This window comes from Stenotrophomonas sp. YJH_SMC_6 (assembly GCF_059371335.1).
Genome location: NZ_JCAFUM010000015.1, coordinates 110,531 through 129,362 on the forward strand (window position 1 = coordinate 110,531; position 18,832 = coordinate 129,362).

Genomic DNA, 18,832 nt, shown 5'->3' on the forward strand with positions numbered 1-18,832 from the left:
CCCCCGCCAGAGATCGGGCCGTGCGCTTGGGGATAGGCAATGACTGAAAACACGACTGCGGGCGGGGAACTCGCAGGACTCCGGGTGATGGTCATCGATGATTCGAAGACCATCCGCAGGACTGCGGAAACGCTGCTCAAGCGCGAAGGCTGCGAGGTGGTCACCGCCACCGACGGCTTCGAAGCGCTTGCGAAGATCGCAGACCAGCAGCCGCAGATCATCTTCGTCGACATCATGATGCCGCGCTTGGACGGGTACCAGACCTGTGCGCTGATCAAGGGCAACCAGCTGTTCAAGGCGACCCCGGTCATCATGCTCTCGTCCAAGGATGGCCTGTTCGACAAGGCGCGGGGACGCATCGTCGGCTCGGAGCAGTACCTGACGAAGCCTTTCACGCGTGAAGAACTGCTGGGTGCCATCCGCACATACGTCAACGCCTGACCAGGGGGGAAAGGCACAATGGCTCGTATCGTTCTGATCGAGGATTCACCGACCGACCGCGCGGTGTTCACCCAGTGGCTGCGCCGTGCCGGCCACGAGGTGCTGGAGGCGGACAATGCCGAGGATGGACTGCAGCTGGTCCGCGACCAGGTGCCGCAGCTGGTGCTGATGGACGTGGTACTGCCCGGCATGAGCGGCTTCCAGGCCACCCGCGCGATGGCCCGTGATGCGGCGATCAAGCACATCCCGGTGATCATCGTCAGTACCAAGGCGATGGAAACCGACAAGGCATGGGGCCTGCGCCAGGGCGCGGCCGATTACATCGTCAAGCCGCCGCGCGAGGATGAACTGATCGCGCGGATCAACGAACTGGTGGCCTGATGCGCTCGCCCTTCGACATTCTCGAAGCCTACGAACGGCGCAGCCTGGCCCATGCGGTGCAGCTGCCCGAGCGGCAGTTCGCCCAGGACCTCTGGCGTGGCGTGGGTTACCGCGTCGGCCAGCGCCGGCTGGTGTCCGATTTCCGCGAAGTGGTGGAAATCGTGCCGATGCCGCCGGTGACCCCGGTGCCGTGCGCGCAGCCGTGGCTGCTGGGCGTGGGCAATCTGCGCGGCAACCTGTTCCCGGTGGTCGACCTGAAGTACTTCCTGGAAGGCACGCGTACCGTGCAGCAGGAAGGCCAGCGCGTGCTGATCATGCGCCAGGCCGGCGGCGACGTCGCCCTGACCATCGATGAACTGTTCGGCCAGCGCAGCTTTGAACTGGACCAGCAGATCGCGGCCGGCACGCTGGCCGAAGGGCGCTACGGCCACTTCGTCGATCGCGCCTTCCACGCCGACGGCCACGACTGGGGCGTGTTCTCCCTCTCGCTGCTGTCGCGTACCCCTGAATTCCGGCAAGCCGCGGCCTGAGGCCGGGCATTGCCCCCTGCATTGAAGATCGAGGTTGAACGATGAGTACTGCTTCGGACGCCACCAAGACCGGCAAGCTGCGGCTGGGCGGCAGCAACCTCTGGCTGTTCCTGCTGCTGGCATCGATGATCCTGTTCGGCGTCAACACCGGCGTCGCCACCTGGCAGGGCAGTCGCCTGGCCGATGCCGGTTCCAAGGCGGCCGACCTGCAGGTGCTGTCGCAGCAGCTGGCCAACCAGGGCCGTGACGCGGTGGGCGGCAACGCGCAGGCGTTCACCGCCTTCAAGGCGACCCGCAACGCGATCGAACAGAACGTGTCGACACTGCAGGGGCGCTACGGCAAGGAGCCGGGCGTGTCCGGTGCCATCGCCACCCTGGGCGAGACCTGGGCGCCGCTGGGCAAGCAGGCCGGGCAGCTGGTCGCCAGTGAACCGGCGGTGCTGGCGCTGGCTGGCAACGCCAACAACTTCACCGGTGCGGTGCCGGGCCTGCAGGCCCAGCTGAACGAGCTGGTGCGTGCGATGTCGGCCTCCGGCGCGCCGTCGTCGCAGGTGTACAGCGCCCTGCAGCAGGTGGTGGTGGCCGGCTCCATGGCCCGTCGCGTGACCGAAATGCGCGCCGGTGGCAGCGCCGCAGCGACGTCCGGCGATGCACTGGCACGCGACATCACCGTGTTCTCGCAGGTGCTCGACGGCCTGCGCAACGGCAACGAGGAACTGGGTATCACCGCCGTGCGCGGTGCTGCCGCCGTGGCCGCGCTGGAGCAGTCGCAGCAGAAGTGGGAAGCGATGAAGCAGGACGCCGACGCGATCCTGGCCAGCTCGCGCCAGCTGTTCGCCGCGCAGTCCGCAGCCACCGCGCTGGGCCAGGGCTCGGCGCACATGCTGGACGACAGCCGCAAGCTGTTCGACGCGTTCTCCTCGTTCGGCTCGGTGTCCGATACCCGCCTGTTCCCGAACTTCTGGATCGGCGTGGTGTCCGGCGCACTGTCGCTGATCGCGATCATCGGCTTCGTCTCCACCAACGTGCGCAGCCGCTCGCGCGAGCAGGAACTGCGCTACCAGACCCAGGTGGAGTTCAACAGCCGAAACCAGCAGGCGATCATGCGGCTGCTGGACGAAATCTCCTCGCTGGGTGAGGGCGACCTGACTGTGAAGGCCTCGGTGACCGAGGACATGACCGGCGCCATCGCCGACGCGATCAACTACGCCGTCGACGAGCTGCGACACCTGGTGACCACCATCAACGACACCTCGGCCAAGGTCGCGCTGTCCACCCAGGAAACCCAGGCCACCGCCATGCAGCTGGCAGAGGCGGCGGGCCACCAGGCCAACCAGATCACCTCGGCGTCGGACCGCATCGGCGAAATCGCGGCGAGCATCGAACAGGTGTCGCGCAACTCGGCCGAGTCGGCCGACGTGGCACAACGTTCGGTGGTGATCGCCGCCGAAGGTGCCGGCGTGGTGCGCGAGACCATCCAGGGCATGGACCAGATCCGTGACCAGATCCAGGAAACCTCCAAGCGCATCAAGCGCCTGGGTGAGTCGTCGCAGGAAATCGGCTCGATCGTGGAACTGATCAACGACATTTCCGAACAGACCAACATCCTGGCGTTGAACGCGGCAGTGCAGGCGGCGTCGGCAGGTGAAGCAGGCCGCGGTTTCGCGGTCGTGGCCGACGAAGTGCAGCGCCTGGCAGAACGTACCTCCGGCGCGACCCGACGCATCGAGAACCTGGTGCAGGCCATTCAGGCCGATACCAACGAAGCGGTCACCTCGATGGAACAGACCACCGCCGAAGTGGTGTCCGGTGCACGTCTGGCCGAGGACGCCGGCACCGCGCTGACCGAGATCGAGCGCGTGTCCAATGCACTGAACACCCTCATCAAGAACATCTCCATCGCCGCCCAGCAGCAGTCGGCTGCGGCCTCGGACATCACCCGCACCATGGGCGTGATCCGGCAGATCACCGGCCAGACCTCGCAGGGTGCCGGGCAGACCGCCGAATCGATCGGCCACCTCGCGCAGCTGGCGGCCGACCTGCGTCGTTCGGTCGCCGACTTCAAGCTGCCGGCGTGACGCGGGCAGGGCGGCGAGCAAGGAACCAGTCGATGAAGCATTTCCATTCCCCACGCCAGAACTCGCGCGGCTTCCGCGCGGCGGCGAACGGAGCGCGTCCATGAGCAGTCTGCGCGATGCGATGAGCCACGCAGCGCTGGGCTGGGTCAAGCCCGAGCTGGACGAGACCCTGCGCCAGGTGCGCAACGAAGTCGAGTACTACGCGGAAGACCCGACCGACGCCAGCCGCATGCGCATCTGCGCCGGCTACCTGCACCAGGTACAGGGCACCCTGCGCATGGTCGAGCTGTACGCCCCGGCCATGGTGGCCGAGGAGCTGGAACAGCTGGCCAATGCCATCGGCGCCGGTGGCGTGGCCGATCGGGATGAAGCCTGCGCGACCCTGATGCGTGGCAGCGTGCTGCTGCCCGATTACCTGGAGCGCCTGCAGAACGGTCACCGTGACATCCCGATCGTGCTGATGCCGCTGCTGAACGAGATCCGTGCCGCACGTGGCGAAGAGGGCGTGCATGACAGCGTGCTGCTGGCATTCGCACCGGACAGCGTCACCGCCACCGAGGCCGAGCTGGACCATGCCCGTGGCAGCCTGAGCGGGCGCAACCGCGAGCTGCTCGATACCGTGGGCAGTGCAGTGAAGGAAGAATTGCTGCGCATCAAGGATGCGCTGGACCTGCACCTGCGTACCGGCGGTGCGCCGGAGCAACTGCAGACCCAGGCCAACGAGCTCGGTGCGGTCGCCGATACGCTGGGCATGATGGGCCTGGGCGTGGCCCGCGGCGTGGTCGTGCAGCAACGTGATGCCCTGCGTGGCGTGGTCGAGGGCCGCCAGCAGATCGACGAAAACCTGCTGCTGGATATCGCCGGGGCGCTGCTCTACGTGGATGCGTCGCTGGATGACCAGGTCGCCCACCTGGGCGCCGGCGGCAGTGGCCAGGACGATCCGAGCGCAGTGGAGAACCGGCGCACGGTAGAGGTGCTGGCGCACGAGGCCATCGCCAACTTCGCCGCCGCGCGCGAGCACTTCGTCGCGTTCATTGAAACCAGCTGGAACCATGCCGAGCTGCACGACGTGCCGCGCCTGCTGGGCGATGTGTCCGGTGCGCTGCGCATGCTCGACCTGGGTACCGCCGCCGATTACCTGCGCGGTGTGCAGCAGTACATCGAAGCCGAGCTGATCGGTCGCCAGCGCGTGCCGAGTGGCCGCCAGCTGGACACGCTGGCCGACGCCATGGCCAGCCTGGAGTACTACCTGGAAGCCCTGCGCGACCGTCGTCCGGGTCGCGAGGACATCCTCGACATCACCCGCAGCAGCCTTGAGGCGCTGCGCTATTGGCCGTTGCCGGACCACGATGCGGCTGAGCCGGCAGCGTCCGTGCCGCAGTCGATCGAGCGTGAGCCGGTCGTGCTGCAGGGCGAGGCACTGCAGCCAGAGCACATCGAGATCCCGGTACAGTCGGCCGCGCCGGCACCCGGTGAGGTGCCGGTACCGCTGCCGGACTTCACCTTCGATCCGCCACCGGCCACGCCTTCGCCGGCAGCGGCGGACAACAGCTTGATGTTCGGTGGGCTGGGATCCGTCGCCTCCGCGCCGCTTGCGCTGCGTGACGAGTCGGATGCACCGCTGGTCTTTGCCGCCTCCAGTGCACCTGCACCCGAGGTCCCGCAATGGGATCTGGCACCGTTCCATCCTGAGACCGATCCGCTCGCTCCAGCGGACGATGAGCGCAGTCCGACGTTTGCCAGCTTCGATCCGGTCAGTTTCGAACAGCTCGATGCAGGGCAGGGCGCCGCCGCCCATTGGACGCTGTCGGAGGCGGCTCTGCCAGTGCAGTCCGATGCGACAAGCGGCCTGGACGTAGAGGACGCCGCCGATGCCTCGCTGTCCATCGAGACCGGCGCGCATGCCGCACCGGGGTTCGACCCGGTGGCCGCCGAACATGACGCGGTTTCTGCAAGTGACGACGTCGTGTTCCGTTTCGATGCCGATGCGCTGGACAATGCCGACGACGTGTTGTCGCTGCATGCGATGGAGGCATTGTCGCTGGAGGACGCTGCCGGGCTGCATCCGTCGCTGGAGAGCGTCGATGCCACTGCCCCTACGGTGGTGGAAGAGAGCCCGGCTGCCGCAGAACCGGACATCACCCCCGTGGATGTGCCGGTGGAAGCGCCCGCACCGCTTGCCGATGTGCCGGCAGCGGCGGTGTCGATGATCGACATCGACACCATCGCACCGATTGATTTCAGCGAAGCCGACGCGCAGTTCTTTGCCGAGCTGAGCGCTGCCGCCGCGGACTTCAATCCGCAGGCGACCCCGACGCCGGCCGATGCGGAAGCGCCAGTCGCCGTGGGCAGCGCGGAAGATGCAGACGCCGGCTTCGAGGCCGGCTTCGACGACGATGCCGAGAACATCGACGAGGACATCCGCGAGGTGTTCCTGGAAGAGTTCGACGACGAACTGGCCAACCTCGGAACGTTGCTGCCGGCATGGCGCATGCAGCCGGACAACATGGACCGTCTGCGTCCCATCCGCCGCATCTTCCATACGCTCAAGGGCAGTGGCCGACTGGTCGGTGCACGCACCCTGGGCGAATTTGCGTGGAAGATCGAGGGCATGCTCAACCGCGTGCTCGACGGCAGCCGCCCGGCGACGCCAGCCGTGCTGGCCATGGTCGACAACGCGCATGCCGCGCTGCCGCAGCTGAACGCCGCGTTGCGTCATGGCCAGCGGATCAGCGTGGACCTGCAGGCGATGCAGGCCATTGCCGATCGCGTCGGCGCGGGTGAGGAAACCTATTACGTACCGCTGCCGGTTGCGGCCGCTCCCGCCGCACCGGTGGTCGAAGCCGATGGCGAGGACGAGATCAGCCGCATCCTCGAAGCCGAAGCAATGGCGTCGGTGCAGGCTGAAGCCGATGCGGACCCGGCGCCCGAAGCACTGGGCACGCCGGCCAACATCGACAGCGTGCTGCGCGAGATCCTGGAAGCCGAAGTGGAAGTCCACCAAGCGACCCTGCAGGACTGGCTGCGCTCGGCGCAGCAGGCGCCGCAGCCGGTCAGCGACGCACTGCTGCGTGCGGTGCACACCATGAACGGCGCCTTCGCGATGACCGAAGTGCCGGAAATCACTGCCGTTACCGGCGGTGCCGAGTCCTACATCAAGCGCGCGCTGGCTGCAGACGTGGTGCCGGGCGACGAGGGCGTGGCCGCGCTGGATGCGACCGCGCAGGCGATCACCGCGACCATGGAAGCGCTGCAGGCCGAGCAGCCGCGCATCACGCCACAGGAAGCGCTGGTACAGCGCCTGCAGGCGCTGGCCGGTGAACTGCCGGAAGCGCGCTGGCCGATGGTCGGGCTGGAGGACGAGGATGAAGAGGGCATCGAGCTGGCGCCCGATGTCGGGCGGGCATCCGAAGCCGAAGCGCCGCTGGCCGGGCTGGACACGCTGGACGAAACCAGCATGGCGTCCGCTTTCGATGTGGCGCCCGATCTCATTGCCGAGCCGCAGCCGCTTGCCGAAGATGCGCTGGAACCGGTTCCAGCTGCAACCGACAGGCAACCGCTGGACATCGCGGCCGACAGCGGCCTGGACGTGGGCGAGCTGACCGCCAGCGACGATCTTTCGCGTTACTTCGACGCCGGCTGGCCGTCGGTGCCGGGCGAAGGTGAACCTGCCGTGGCGGACACCGGCGCGATTAAATCGATCCAGCCGGTCGAGAGTGCGCCTGTTGTCGAAGTGGCCGAAGCAGATGCCGTGCCCACGATCGCGACGGTCGACGACGCTGATCTGACCATGGCCGACGATCTGTCGCCCTACCTCGACGCCAGTGCGCTGCCGGTGGATGACCGCGACGCGGAAGAGCGGCCGGTATCTGCGGAAGTTGACGCGATCGACCTGAATACGCCGTTGTCCTTTGATTCGGGCAGTGGCGATGACAGCGTCATTGACGCCGCTGCTGCACTGCCACTCGACAGCGGGCTGTCGAGCCTGCAGGATGAAATGGCTGCGCCGGGTTTTGCAGAACCGGTCACGCTGGCAGCCGCGCTCGAGGCCGGCCTGCACGTGATCGAAGAAGAGCAGACCCTGGACGACGACGGGCAATGGCCCGTGCTCGGCCTCCAGGCCAGCGAACTCGCGCCGGGCGAGGCGGAAGCCTTTGCCGAGGATGCGGACGTCGGCGGGGAGGCGGCGGTCGGCGAAGGAGAGAGCGCCGATCAGCCGTCCCCGGCGACGGTGAACGAGGTGAGCGCTGCCGAAGCACTGCAGGCCACCGCCGAGCCGGTGCGGTTCTTCGAACTGGAAGAAGCGCCGGGGCAGGGCACGGCCGACGCCGATGCCGAACCTGCCGAGGCCGACGCCGGGGAGCGGGCGCCGCTCCACGATGAAGCCTCCACCCTGGAAGACACCGCGGATGGCGCCGATGCGCTCGACTTCAGTGTGTACGACCGCGAACTGGTCGACATCTTCGTCGAGGAAGGCAAGGACCTGCTCGACCACTGCGATGGCCTGATCAGCGAGCTTCGCAATGCGCCGCAGGATCGCGAGGTGCTGGCCGGCCTGCAGCGTGACCTGCATACCCTGAAGGGTGGCGCACGCATGGCCGGCATCAATGCCATCGGCGACCTTGGCCACAGCATCGAATCCCTGCTGGAAGCCGTGGCGGCCGGCCGCACCGAGATTGATCGCCGCGACGTGCAGCTGCTGGAGCGCGGCTTCGACCGCCTGCACCAGCTGCTGACGCGGACCGGTGCCCACCGCGTGGTGGCGCCTGCACAGGACCTGGTGGAGGCCTTTGAGCTTCGCACCACCACCGATATCGCGGCGGCCGCTGCGGCCGCGCGTGCGGCCAGCGAGGCCGAGGCCGTGCCGGCACAGGCTGTGGGCCCGCTGACGACGCCGGCCGATGCCCCGCTGTCGGCACCACTGCCGGCCGAAGGCGTGGCCGACGAAGATCCGCTGGCGCGTCCGCAGCAGGAGCAGGTGCGGGTGCGCGCCGACCTGCTCGACCGCCTGGTCAACCATGCCGGTGAAGTGGCGATCTATCGCTCGCGTCTGGAACAGCAGCTGGGTGCCTTCCGTGGTGCCATGGCCGAACTGGAGCGCACCAATGCGCGACTGCGCGACCAGCTGCGCCGACTCGACCTGGAAACCGAGGCGCAGATCGTCGCCCGCTACCAGCGCGAGCAGGACCAGGCGGACCAGAAGTTCGATCCGCTGGAACTGGACCGTTTCTCCACCCTGCAGCAGCTCAGCCGTGCGCTGAACGAGTCCGCCGCCGACCTTGGCGGCCTGCAGGGCGTCCTGGACGATCTGTCGCGCCAGTACGACTCCCTGCTGCAGCAGCAGTCGCGCGTAAGCTCGGAACTGCAGGATGGCCTGATGCGCGCGCGCATGGTGCCGTTCGACGGTCTGGTGCCGCGCCTGCGCCGCGTGGTCCGCCAGTCCGGCATGGATACCGGCAAGCAGGTCCACCTGACCCTGGAAGGTACCCACGGCGAACTGGACCGCAACGTCCTCGACCGCATGGTCGCGCCGCTGGAACACATGCTGCGCAACTCCGTGGCCCATGGCCTGGAGGCGCCGGAACAGCGCCGCGCCGCCGGCAAGCCGGAGGAGGGCGAGATCGCCATCCGCCTGCACCGCGAAGGCTCGGAAATCGTGCTGGAAGTGGCCGACGACGGCGCCGGCCTGGACCGCGAGGCGATCCGCCGCCGCGCCATCGACCGTGGCCTGCTGGCTGCCGATGCGCAGCCGAACGAGCAGGAACTGGACAACCTGATCTTCGCCTCTGGTTTCACCACCGCCGACCAGGTCAGCCAGCTGGCAGGCCGTGGCGTGGGCATGGACGTGGTGCGCAACGAAGTGCGCCAGCTGGGCGGTTCGGTCGATATCCAGTCAGTGCGTGGCCAGGGCGTGCGCTTCACCCTGCGCCTGCCGCAGACGCTGGCGGTCACCCAGGCGGTGTTCGTGCAGATCGGCGAAACCACCTTTGCGGTGCCGGTCGCATCGGTCAGTGGCATCGGCCGCCTGTCGCGCGAGCGTTTCGAAGCGGCCGACAGCAGCTATCGCTACAGCGGCGAGGACTATCCGCTGTACGACCTCGGCAGCCTGGTCGGGCAGGCCCCGGCGCGTGCCGATGGCCAGGACCAGGTACCGCTGCTGCTGGTCCGTGCTGGTGACCTGCGTGCCGCCGTGGCGATCGACCAGGTGCTGGGCAACCGCGAAATCGTGGTCAAGCCGGTCGGCCTGCAGATCGCTTCGGTACCGGGCATCTACGGTGCAACCATCACCGGCGATGGCCGCGTGGTGGTGATCCTGGACGTCGCGCCGCTGGTGCGCCGCTTCCTCGCCAACCCGACGCTGCCGGTGCTGGCCAACGCGCCACGCCAGGAGCGCCAGGTGCCGCTGGTGATGGTGGTGGACGATTCGCTGACCATGCGCAAGGTGACCGGGCGCATCCTCGAACGCCACAACTTCGAGGTCAGCGTCGCCCGCGACGGCGTGGAAGCACTGGAGCGCCTGGAAGAACGCGTGCCCGACCTGATGCTGCTGGACATCGAGATGCCGCGCATGGATGGCTACGAACTGGCCACCGCGATGCGTGCCGACCCGCGCTACAAGGACGTGCCGATCGTGATGATCACCTCGCGCAGCGGCGACAAGCACCGCCAGCGCGCCTTCGAGATCGGCGTGCAGCGCTACCTGGGCAAGCCGTACCAGGAGCTGGACCTGATGCGTAACGTGTACGACCTGCTGGGGATCGCCCGTGTCCGTGAGTGAAGCCCAGGCGGCCCCGGCCGTCGCCCTGCTGGCCCGTCCTGGCGCGGCGCGCGAGCGCCTGCGCGAGGCGTTGTCGCATGCCGATGTGCAGCTGGTGCTGGAAGACGATCCTAACGGCCTGGAGCCGCAGCTGCTGCAGGACGCGCGTCCACAGTTCGTGGTGATCGCGCTGGAAGCGGCCATCGAGGATGCTCTGGAGCGGCTTGAAGCGGTGCTGTCCGCACCAGGCCTGACCCTGGTCTTCGACGAAGCCGAGCTGGCGGCGCGCCGTGATGGCTGGGAGGCACAGCGCTGGGGCCGCCACCTGGCCGCCAAGCTGCACGGCCACCAGCAGGTGCTGCCGCCGGGTGCGGAAGACGAACCCGCCCTGCAGCTGGAACCGGGCCACCCGGCACCGCCGCCGGCACCACGGGAAGAAGCGCTCCAGCCGCATCTGGACCAGGCATTGAGCTGGGCCGACGAGGTACCGGCGGACAGCCTGTATGCGCCACCGGCGCACCTGCACGAACCGATCGCGCTGGAGCAGGCACTGGCCGCGCTGCAGCCGGTGGTGGCGGAGCCGCTGGAGGCAGCGCCGATGCAGCCGGTTGCCGCACCGGCAACGCCGCCGGTGTCCTTCGACCACACCGCGTGGTCGCTGGTCGAGGACGTAGCAGACGCACCCGCAGCCACCGGGTACAGCGCCGCGATGGAAGCCCCGCTGCCGTCCTTCGATACCGATCACCTCAGCCTGGTGGACCTGGACACTGCGGCGCCTGCGGGCGCACGTGCCGGCTCGCTGCTGGTGCTGGCCGGCATTGGTGGCCCGGATGCGCTGCGCCGCCTGCTCGGTGCGCTGCCGTCGTCGCTGAGCGTGCCGGTGCTGGTGCACATGCGCCTGGACGGTGGCCGCTACGGCAACCTGGTCAAGCAGATGGCACGCGTGTCGCCGCTGCCCGTGCAGCTGGCCGAAGCCTGCCAGCGTGCAACACCCGGTGAAGTGCACGTGCTGGCCGATGACATCGGCGTGCAGGCAGCCAGCGATGGCCTGCATTTCGTCAGCGACGCGCAAGGCATTTCGATTGCCGGGCTGCCGGCCGACCACACTGCGCTGGTCCTGCTCAGCGGCGCCGACCTTGCGCATGTGGGTCCGGCGCTGGATCTGGCCGCCGCCGGTGCCTGGGTGGCCGGGCAGGTCGGCGAGGGCTGCTATGACCCTGCCGCAGCCACGGCGGTGGTCGCCGCTGGCATGGTGGCGGGTGAGCCACAGGAACTGGCGCAGGCCATCGCCGCGCGCTGGGGCGTGGAAAACGATAACGGAGAGGCACCATGAGCTATGCCAGCAATGACGAAATCCGCGGCGTCCTGATCCAGGCCGGCAACGAGCGCGTGCTGCTGCCCAATGCCACCGTGGCCGAAATGATGTCGCGGGTGCCGGTGCAGCCGGTTTCCGACGCCCCGCGCTGGCTGGTCGGCGAAATCGGCTGGCACGGCTGGCAGGTGCCGCTGGTGTCGTTCGCGCGCCTTTCCGGCCTGGGCGAGGAAGCCGTGGGCGGCCACAACAAGGTCGTCGTGCTGAAGGCCCTCAGCGGCAACGCGCAGCGCCCCTACTACGCGCTGCTGACGCAGAATTTCCCGCAGTTGATCTCGGTGCCGCGCGATGGCCTGCTGGCCGATGCTTCCGAGGAAACCCTGCCGCAGATCGTGCACATGCGCGTGCTGCTGGGTGAGCAGAGCGCGCTGCTGCCGAACCTGGATGCGCTGGAAGCCGCGCTGGATTCGCTGGCGGCCTGATCGGCAATCCGCCGGTCGGGTTCCCGGTAGTGCCGGCCGCTGGCCGGCAACCTCATGATCCCTTGGATGCCGGCCAGCGGCCGACACTACCACCAATCAACCTTACCCCAGGTCGCCCAACCGCGCCTGCAATGCCGCGATCGCGGCCAGCCCGGCGGTCTCGGTACGCAGGATGCGCGGCCCCAGCTGCAGGCCCTGGAATCCTGCCGCTGCCAACTGATCCCGGTCGCGCGGCGACCAGCCCCCTTCCGGGCCGATCGCGATCACGATGCCGCCCGTCGGCGCCGCATCGAGCGTCGACAGGCGATGGGCACCGTGCGGGTCCAGCGTCAGCCGCAGCGTATCGGCTGGCAGCGTCGTCGCCGCCTGCGCCAGTGACACCGGCGAGGCAACCTGCGGAATGCGCGCGCGCCCGGACTGGCCGCAGGCCGAAGTCACCACGTTGTTCCAGTGCGCTACGCGCTTCTCCGCGCGCGCGGCATCCAGCTTCACTTCGGTGCGCTCGGCATTCACCGGAACGATGGCGCTCACGCCCAGCTCGGTGGCCTTCTGCAGGATCAGGTCCATCTTCTCGCCTCGGGCAATGCCCTGCAGCAGAGTGATCGCCAGCGGCGATTCGTTGTCCACCGCCTGCACCGCACCGATGCGCACCTGCACCTCGCGCTTGCCGGCGGCGGTCAGCGTGGCGCTGTAGTCGTGGCCATCGCCGTTGAACAGCACGCAGGTATCACCCTCGCGCAGGCGCATCACCCGCACCAGATGGTTGGCCGTCTCTTCCGGCAGGGTCACGGTCTGGCCGCTGTGCAGCGCCAGGTCGATGGGGCAGCGGGTCACGCGCATGCAATCGCCTCGTCAATCGCCGCCAGCGTGGTATGTGCCAGCAGCTCCAGTTGTTCGTCATCCACGCAGTAGGGTGGCATCCAGTACAGCACGTCGCCCAGCGGACGCAGCACCACGCCACGTTTCAGCGCAGCCTTGTAGGCGTGCAGGCCCAGTCGCAGCGCTGGATCGAACGGCGTGCGCTTGTTGCCATCACGCGACAGCTCGAAGGCCACCACCATGCCGGCCTGGCGGACGTCGGCCACGTGCGGATGGTCGCTCAATGGCGCAGCCAGCGCGCCCATCACCGAGGCGATGCCACGGTTACGGGCGATCACATCGTCGTCGCGGAAGATGTCCAGCGTCGCCAGCGCAGCCGCACAGGCCAGCGGGTTGCCGGTGTAACTGTGCGAATGCAGGAAGGCGCGCTCGCGCGAGTCATCAAGGAAGGCGTCGTACAGCGCCTGCGTGGCCAGCACCGCGGCCAGCGGCAGGAAGCCGCCGGTCAGGCCCTTGGACAGGCACATCAGGTCCGGCATCACCCCGGCCTGCTCGCAGGCGAACAGGGTGCCGGTGCGGCCGAAGCCTGTGGCGATCTCGTCGGCGATCATGAATGCGCCGTGCGCATCACACAGTTCGCGCACCCGCTGCAGGTACACCGGGTCATGCATGCGCATGCCGCCGGCGCACTGCAGGCGCGGCTCCAGGATCACCGCGCAGATCTCGCCGGGATGCTGGTCAAACAGGGTGGCCAGACCATCAGCGGCCTGGCGTGCGCGATCAGCCGCACTCTGGCCCGGCTCGGCCAGGTAGGCATCGGGCGAGGGCGCGAACAGGCCTTCGGCCAGCAGCGGCGCGTAGACGCGGCGGTACAGCGGAATGTCCGCCATCGCCAGCGCTCCAAGGGTCTCGCCGTGGTAACCGTTCTCCAGCGCGATGAAGCGCGTGCGCCGCGGCTCGCCGCGGTTCTGGAAGTACTGGAAGGCCATCTTCAGCGCGACTTCAACGCCGGCCGAGCCGTTGTCGGCATAGAACACCTTGGCCAGCGGCTCGCGGCCGGGCTGGCGTGGCGCCAGCGCCAGCAGGCGCTCGGCCAGGGTGATCGCCGGCTCATGGCCGAAGCCAGCCAGCATCACCTGTTCCAGCTGCCCGGCCTGCGCCGCGATGGCGCCGCCGATGCGCGGCTCGGCATGGCCGAACAGATTGGTCCACCAGCTGCTGACGGCGTCCAGATAGCGGTTGCCGTCGTGATCGATCAGCCATGCGCCTTCACCACGGGCGATCGGCACCAGCGGCAGGGTATGCGGGTGCTCACGCATCTGCGTGCACGGATGCCACAGCACCTGCAGGTCGCGTTGCCGCCAGTGCTGGGCCAGCGGGGAGGGGGTTGGGTCTGCTAGCATTTCGGGCTCATGAACATGTTGCTGCCTGCACATTCTATCGGCCCCGGCGCTGGCGCCGGCCGCCGCGGAGATTCCGCATGAACGATGACCGTGCCGGCCGGCGCTTGCCGATCATCCATCGGATCACCGATGAGGAGAACGGCCCCTTCCAGCGCCAGCACCTGGACCTGGAGTTCTCCAACGGTGAACGCCGCCGCTTCGAACGCCTGGTCAGCCGTGGCCATGGTGCGGTGGTGGTGGTGCCGATGCTCGATGACGAGACGGTGCTGCTGGTGCGTGAATACGCCGCCGGCATGCACCGCTATGAACTGGGCCTGGTCAAGGGCCGGATCGACGCCGGCGAAACCCCCGGGGAGGCCGCCGACCGCGAGCTGAAGGAAGAGGCCGGGTACGGTGCACGCCGGGTCGACGTGCTGCGCGCGATGACCCTGGCCCCCACCTACATGAGCCACCAGTCGTGGCTGGTGGTGGCACGCGACCTGTATCCGGAAAAGCTGGCCGGCGACGAGCCGGAAGAACTCGAGGTGGTGCCGTGGAAGCTGGCCGAACTGGACCAGCTGATGCTGCGCGAGGACTTCTCCGAGGGACGCTCGCTGGCGGCGCTGTTCATCGCTCGCCAGTGGCTGCAGGGAACGCGATGATCAAACTGACAACGGACCTGCGCGAGACCGCCATCGCCATCGCCCAGGAAGCCGGACAGGCCATCATGCAGGTATACGCCGATGGCTTCGAGGTGCAGATCAAGGACGACGACAGCCCGGTCACCGCCGCCGACCTGGCCGCCAACCAGGTCATCGAACTGGGCCTGCGCCAGCTGACCCCGGACCTGCCGATCCTGTCGGAGGAATCGGCGCAGGTGCCGTGGGAGCACCGCCGCCACTGGGGCGCGTACTGGCTGGTGGATCCGCTCGACGGCACCCGCGAGTTCGTCAAGCGCAATGGCGAGTTCAGCGTCAACATCGCGCTGATCTACCAGGGCGCACCTGCCTTCGGCGTGGTGTTGGCCCCGGTGACCGGCATCGTCTGGCATGCCATGCGTGGCGAGCTGGCCTATCGCCGGCAGGGCCTGCACGACACCGTGCTGCGCACCCGCACGCCGGCCACCGCCCCGCTGCGCGTCGCCGCCAGCCGCTCGCACCGCTCGCCGGAAACCGAGGCGCTGCTGGCGAGGATGGGCCGCATCGAGACCATCGCGCAGGGCTCGTCGCTGAAATTCTGCCGGATCGCCGAAGGTGGCCTGGATGTCTATCCGCGGCTGGGCCCGACCTCCGAATGGGATACCGCCGCCGGCCAGTGCGTACTGCACGCCGCCGGCGGTGCGGTACTGTCGGCTGCGACCGGCAAGCCGTTCCGCTACAACCGCCGCGAAACCCTGTTGAACGGCGATTTCATTGCCCTTGGTGATACCAGCCTGCCGTGGCGCGACTGGTTGTCCGACTGACCCTGGAGGCCGCATGAGCGCGCACGACACCCCCACCACCGGCAGCGCCGCCGCCCACGAGCTGGAGCGCCTGCTGGCGATCATGGCGCGCCTGCGCGACCCGCAGGGCGGCTGCCCGTGGGATCTGGAGCAGAACTTCGCAACCATCGCGCCGTATACCATCGAGGAAGCCTACGAGGTGGCCGATGCGATCGACCGTGGCGATCTCGACGATCTCTGTGACGAGCTGGGCGACCTGCTGCTGCAGGTGGTGTTCCATGCGCGCATGGCCGAAGAGCAGGGGGCCTTTGCCTTCGCCGAGGTCGCACGCGCGATCAGCGACAAGATGCAGCGCCGTCACCCGCACGTGTTCGCCGACGTGAGCGTCGACGATGCCGACGGCGTGACGCGCAACTGGGATGCGATCAAGCGTGCCGAGCGTGCCGCCAAGGGCGAGCAGGACACCTCCGCGCTGGCCGGCATTTCGCGCGGGCTGCCGGAATGGCAGCGGGCGGTGAAGCTGCAGTCGCGTGCGGCCAAGGTCGGCTTCGACTGGCCCGGCCCGTTACCGGTGCTGGACAAGGCGGCCGAGGAACTGCAGGAACTGCGCGAGGAGTTCGAACGCGGCGATATCGCCGGCAACAAGGCGCGGCTGCAGGAAGAACTGGGCGACCTGCTGTTCGTCTGCGCCAACCTGGCGCGCCATGCCGACATCGACCTGGGTGCGGCGCTGCGCGGGGCCAACCACAAATTCGAACGCCGCTTCCGCGCGATGGAAGCGCAGGCCGACGCGCAGGGTGGGGCGCTGGCTGCGATGGGCCTGGATGCGCAGGAAGCGTTGTGGCAGCACGCCAAGGCGGCGGAGAAGGCGTGAAGACACTCGGCCTGTTCCTGCTGACGGCGCTGGCCGAGATCGTTGGCTGCTACCTGCCGTGGTTGTGGCTGCGCAAGGGCGGCAGCATCTGGCTGCTGCTGCCGGCGGCCGCCAGCCTGGCCCTGTTCGCCTGGCTGCTGACCCTGCACCCGACCGCCAGTGGACGGGTCTATGCCGCCTACGGTGGCGTGTACATCGGCACCGCGCTGTTCTGGTTATGGCTGGTCGACGGCATCCGCCCCAGCCGCTGGGACCTGCTGGGCGCTGCGCTGTGCCTGGCCGGCATGGCGGTGATCATGTTCGGGCCGCGCACCTCATCAGGGTAGCGCCGGGCCATGCGTGGCTGCGCCTCCTTCCGACCGCGCTGGCGCGCGCAAGCCGGGCACGGCTCGGCGCCACAAGGTCAGCGATGGTGCATGATGGCGACGCCCCTGGTTCCCGGAGCACGCGCATGTCCCGCTTCGCCAGCTTCCGCGAGTTCTATCCGTTCTACCTCAGCGAGCATCGCCACCCGGTATCGCGCCGGCTGCACTTCATCGGCAGCTGTGGGGTACTGCTGCTGGTCGCGGCGGCGATCCTGCGTGGGCAGCCGGTGCTGCTGCTGGCTGCCCTGTTCTGCGGTTACGGCTTCGCCTGGGTTGGCCATTTCTTCTTCGAGAAGAACCGCCCGGCCACCTTCCAGCACCCGCTGTACTCGTTCATGGGCGACTGGGTGATGTTCGCCGACATCCTGCGCGGGCGCATGCCCTGGTAGCTCCGCTGTGCATGCGGCCTTCACGCGCTATGCTGGGGCCTGGACGTCATAGATAAGGAAAGCAAGATGTTCCCGACCATGTTCTTTACCGTGGTGCTGGCCTTCGTGGCCGTGGTGATCCTGTTCAAGGCGGTACGGATGGTGCCCCAGGGCTACGAGTGGACCGTCGAGCGCTTCGGGCGCTACACGCACACCATGACCCCCGGCCTGCACTTCCTGATTCCGATCGTGTACGGGGTCGGGCGCAAGGTGAACATGATGGAGCAGGTGCTGGATGTACCCAGCCAGGAAGTGATCACCAAGGACAACGCCGCCGTGCGCGTGGACGGCGTGGTGTTCTTCCAGGTACTGGATGCCGCCAAGGCTGCCTATGAGGTGGCCAACCTGGAAGTGGCGATGATCGCCCTGGTGCAGACCAACATCCGTACCGTGATCGGTTCGATGGACCTGGATGAATCGCTCAGCCAGCGCGAGGTGATCAATGCCCAGCTGCTGAGCGTGGTCGACCATGCCACCAACCCGTGGGGTGTGAAGGTCAACCGCATCGAGATCCGCGACATCCAGCCACCACGCGACCTGCTGGACGCGATGGCGCGGCAGATGAAGGCCGAGCGCGAGAAGCGCGCGCAGATCCTAGAGGCAGAGGGTTCCCGCCAGTCGGAGATCCTGCGCGCCGATGGCGAAAAGCAGGCCACCGTGCTGGAGGCCGAAGGCCGTCGCGAAGCTGCGTTCCGCGATGCCGAGGCGCGCGAGCGCCTGGCCGAGGCCGAAGCGATGGCGACCAAGGTGGTGTCGGCGGCGATTGCCGAGGGCGACGTGCAGGCGATCAACTACTTTGTTGCGCAGAAGTACGTGGAAGCGTTCAAGGAGCTGGCCAGTTCGCCGAACCAGAAGCTGGTGCTGATGCCGATGGAGGCCAGTGGCGTGATCGGTTCGATCGCCGGCGTGGCCGAACTGGCGAAGCAGGCGCTGGCCAGCCAGGACATCAAGGCCGCCGGCAAGCGGCCGCCGCCGCTCGGAGGCTGACATGCGCTGGGAAGTCGTCGGTTGGGGCGCGCTGGCGCTGCTGCTGTTTGCCGCCGAGGCGTTGGCGCCCGGGGCGTTCATGCTGTGGATCGGCATTGGCGCGGCGGCGGTGTTCGTACTGGTTGCGGTGTTCAGCGGCATTCCATTGCTGTGGCAGGTCGTTGCCTTCGTCGTGCTGAGCGTTGTCTCGATCCAGTGCTACCGGCGCTGGGGCAAGGCAAGGGCGCGACCCAGCGATGCACCGTTGCTCAACCGCCGCGCCGAACAACTGGTCGGACGGGTGGTGCCGTTGCAGCAGGGTATCGTTGGTGGGCAGGGCCGGGTCAGCATCGACGACGCGTACTGGCAGGTCAGCGGCCCGGAGTTGCCTGCAGGTACGTGGGTGCGGGTGCGCAGCGTGCAGGGCACGGTGCTGGTGGTCGAGGCGGTGGCCCAGGGCTGAGGCTGCGGTGGTTTGGCCGCGTCCGCGGGTCGTCAAGGCCAGCGGGCGCGGTCGCATGAGGTGTGCTTGCAGATGGCCGCTGCGCTGCGGCGCGACCTGCGGGCGACCGATCT

16 protein-coding genes are annotated in these 18,832 nt (G+C 68.2%); 14 read left to right on the forward strand and 2 right to left on the reverse strand.

From position 1 onward, the window contains the following. The first annotated feature begins 39 nt into the window (after window positions 1–39). The 7 genes from pilG (at window position 40) to AC5P9N_RS17575 (ending at window position 11,981) form a co-directional block, all read left to right on the forward strand. Entirely contained in the window at window positions 40–441 is a 402-nt protein-coding gene (pilG, locus tag AC5P9N_RS17545) for a twitching motility response regulator PilG (protein ID WP_005418455.1), read from the forward strand. An 18-nt stretch (window positions 442–459) separates the two neighbouring features. Then, window positions 460–822 (forward strand): response regulator, encoded by a 363-nt coding sequence (locus AC5P9N_RS17550; RefSeq protein ID WP_005410717.1) that lies wholly within the window; start codon window positions 460–462, stop codon window positions 820–822. After that, window positions 822–1,352, forward strand: coding sequence for a chemotaxis protein CheW (locus AC5P9N_RS17555; protein WP_005410716.1), 531 nt, complete (start codon window positions 822–824; stop codon window positions 1,350–1,352). The genes AC5P9N_RS17550 and AC5P9N_RS17555 overlap by 1 nt, the downstream gene beginning before the upstream one ends. A 41-nt stretch (window positions 1,353–1,393) precedes the next feature. Beyond that, window positions 1,394–3,430 carry a methyl-accepting chemotaxis protein gene (locus AC5P9N_RS17560; protein ID WP_005410715.1) on the forward strand — a complete coding sequence of 679 codons (2,037 nt, stop codon included), beginning with the start codon at window positions 1,394–1,396 and terminating at the stop codon, window positions 3,428–3,430. Between the two features lie 100 nt (window positions 3,431–3,530). Continuing rightward, the gene (locus AC5P9N_RS17565) at window positions 3,531–10,208 is read left to right on the forward strand and encodes an Hpt domain-containing protein (protein ID WP_099485016.1); all 6,678 of its coding nucleotides are present in this window, start codon (window positions 3,531–3,533) and stop codon (window positions 10,206–10,208) included. After that, window positions 10,195–11,520, forward strand: coding sequence for a chemotaxis protein CheB (locus AC5P9N_RS17570; RefSeq protein ID WP_076739148.1), 1,326 nt, complete (start codon window positions 10,195–10,197; stop codon window positions 11,518–11,520). Before AC5P9N_RS17565 ends, AC5P9N_RS17570 begins: the two co-directional genes overlap by 14 nt. Further along, on the forward strand, window positions 11,517–11,981 hold the full coding sequence (locus tag AC5P9N_RS17575; protein ID WP_005410712.1) for a chemotaxis protein CheW: 465 nt from the start codon (window positions 11,517–11,519) through the stop codon (window positions 11,979–11,981). The genes AC5P9N_RS17570 and AC5P9N_RS17575 overlap by 4 nt, the downstream gene beginning before the upstream one ends. Before the next feature lie 102 nt (window positions 11,982–12,083). Here the strand turns inward: AC5P9N_RS17575 and AC5P9N_RS17580 are convergent, their stop codons facing one another. Together AC5P9N_RS17580 and bioA are read right to left on the reverse strand one after the other, a co-directional pair. Then, window positions 12,084–12,821 (reverse strand): 16S rRNA (uracil(1498)-N(3))-methyltransferase, encoded by a 738-nt coding sequence (locus tag AC5P9N_RS17580; protein WP_060380381.1) that lies wholly within the window; start codon window positions 12,819–12,821, stop codon window positions 12,084–12,086. Further along, window positions 12,812–14,203, reverse strand: coding sequence for an adenosylmethionine--8-amino-7-oxononanoate transaminase (gene bioA, locus AC5P9N_RS17585; RefSeq protein WP_033833434.1), 1,392 nt, complete (start codon window positions 14,201–14,203; stop codon window positions 12,812–12,814). Before bioA ends, AC5P9N_RS17580 begins: the two co-directional genes overlap by 10 nt. A gap of 77 nt (window positions 14,204–14,280) precedes the next feature. Here bioA and nudE point away from each other — a divergent pair, with 77 nt between their 5' ends. From nudE to AC5P9N_RS17620, 7 genes are all read left to right on the forward strand, one after another. Further along, window positions 14,281–14,844: an ADP compounds hydrolase NudE gene (gene nudE / locus AC5P9N_RS17590; RefSeq protein WP_005414246.1), complete on the forward strand. Its 564-nt coding sequence runs from the start codon at window positions 14,281–14,283 to the stop codon at window positions 14,842–14,844. Further along, window positions 14,841–15,644, forward strand: coding sequence for a 3'(2'),5'-bisphosphate nucleotidase CysQ (gene cysQ, locus AC5P9N_RS17595; RefSeq protein WP_005410708.1), 804 nt, complete (start codon window positions 14,841–14,843; stop codon window positions 15,642–15,644). The genes nudE and cysQ overlap by 4 nt, the downstream gene beginning before the upstream one ends. Window positions 15,645–15,657: 13 nt before the next feature. Then, window positions 15,658–16,497, forward strand: a complete 840-nt coding sequence (gene mazG / locus AC5P9N_RS17600; RefSeq protein ID WP_049450690.1) for a nucleoside triphosphate pyrophosphohydrolase — start codon at window positions 15,658–15,660, stop codon at window positions 16,495–16,497. After that, window positions 16,494–16,823, forward strand: a complete 330-nt coding sequence (locus AC5P9N_RS17605) for a YnfA family protein (RefSeq protein ID WP_060380757.1) — start codon at window positions 16,494–16,496, stop codon at window positions 16,821–16,823. Before mazG ends, AC5P9N_RS17605 begins: the two co-directional genes overlap by 4 nt. 125 nt (window positions 16,824–16,948) lie before the next feature. Next, window positions 16,949–17,251 (forward strand): Mpo1-like protein, encoded by a 303-nt coding sequence (locus AC5P9N_RS17610; RefSeq protein WP_044570725.1) that lies wholly within the window; start codon window positions 16,949–16,951, stop codon window positions 17,249–17,251. A gap of 66 nt (window positions 17,252–17,317) precedes the next feature. After that, window positions 17,318–18,277: an SPFH domain-containing protein gene (locus AC5P9N_RS17615; RefSeq protein WP_059035152.1), complete on the forward strand. Its 960-nt coding sequence runs from the start codon at window positions 17,318–17,320 to the stop codon at window positions 18,275–18,277. A 1-nt stretch (window position 18,278) separates the two neighbouring features. Continuing rightward, window positions 18,279–18,719 carry an NfeD family protein gene (locus AC5P9N_RS17620; RefSeq protein WP_005410703.1) on the forward strand — a complete coding sequence of 147 codons (441 nt, stop codon included), beginning with the start codon at window positions 18,279–18,281 and terminating at the stop codon, window positions 18,717–18,719. Window positions 18,720–18,832: the final 113 nt, after the last annotated feature.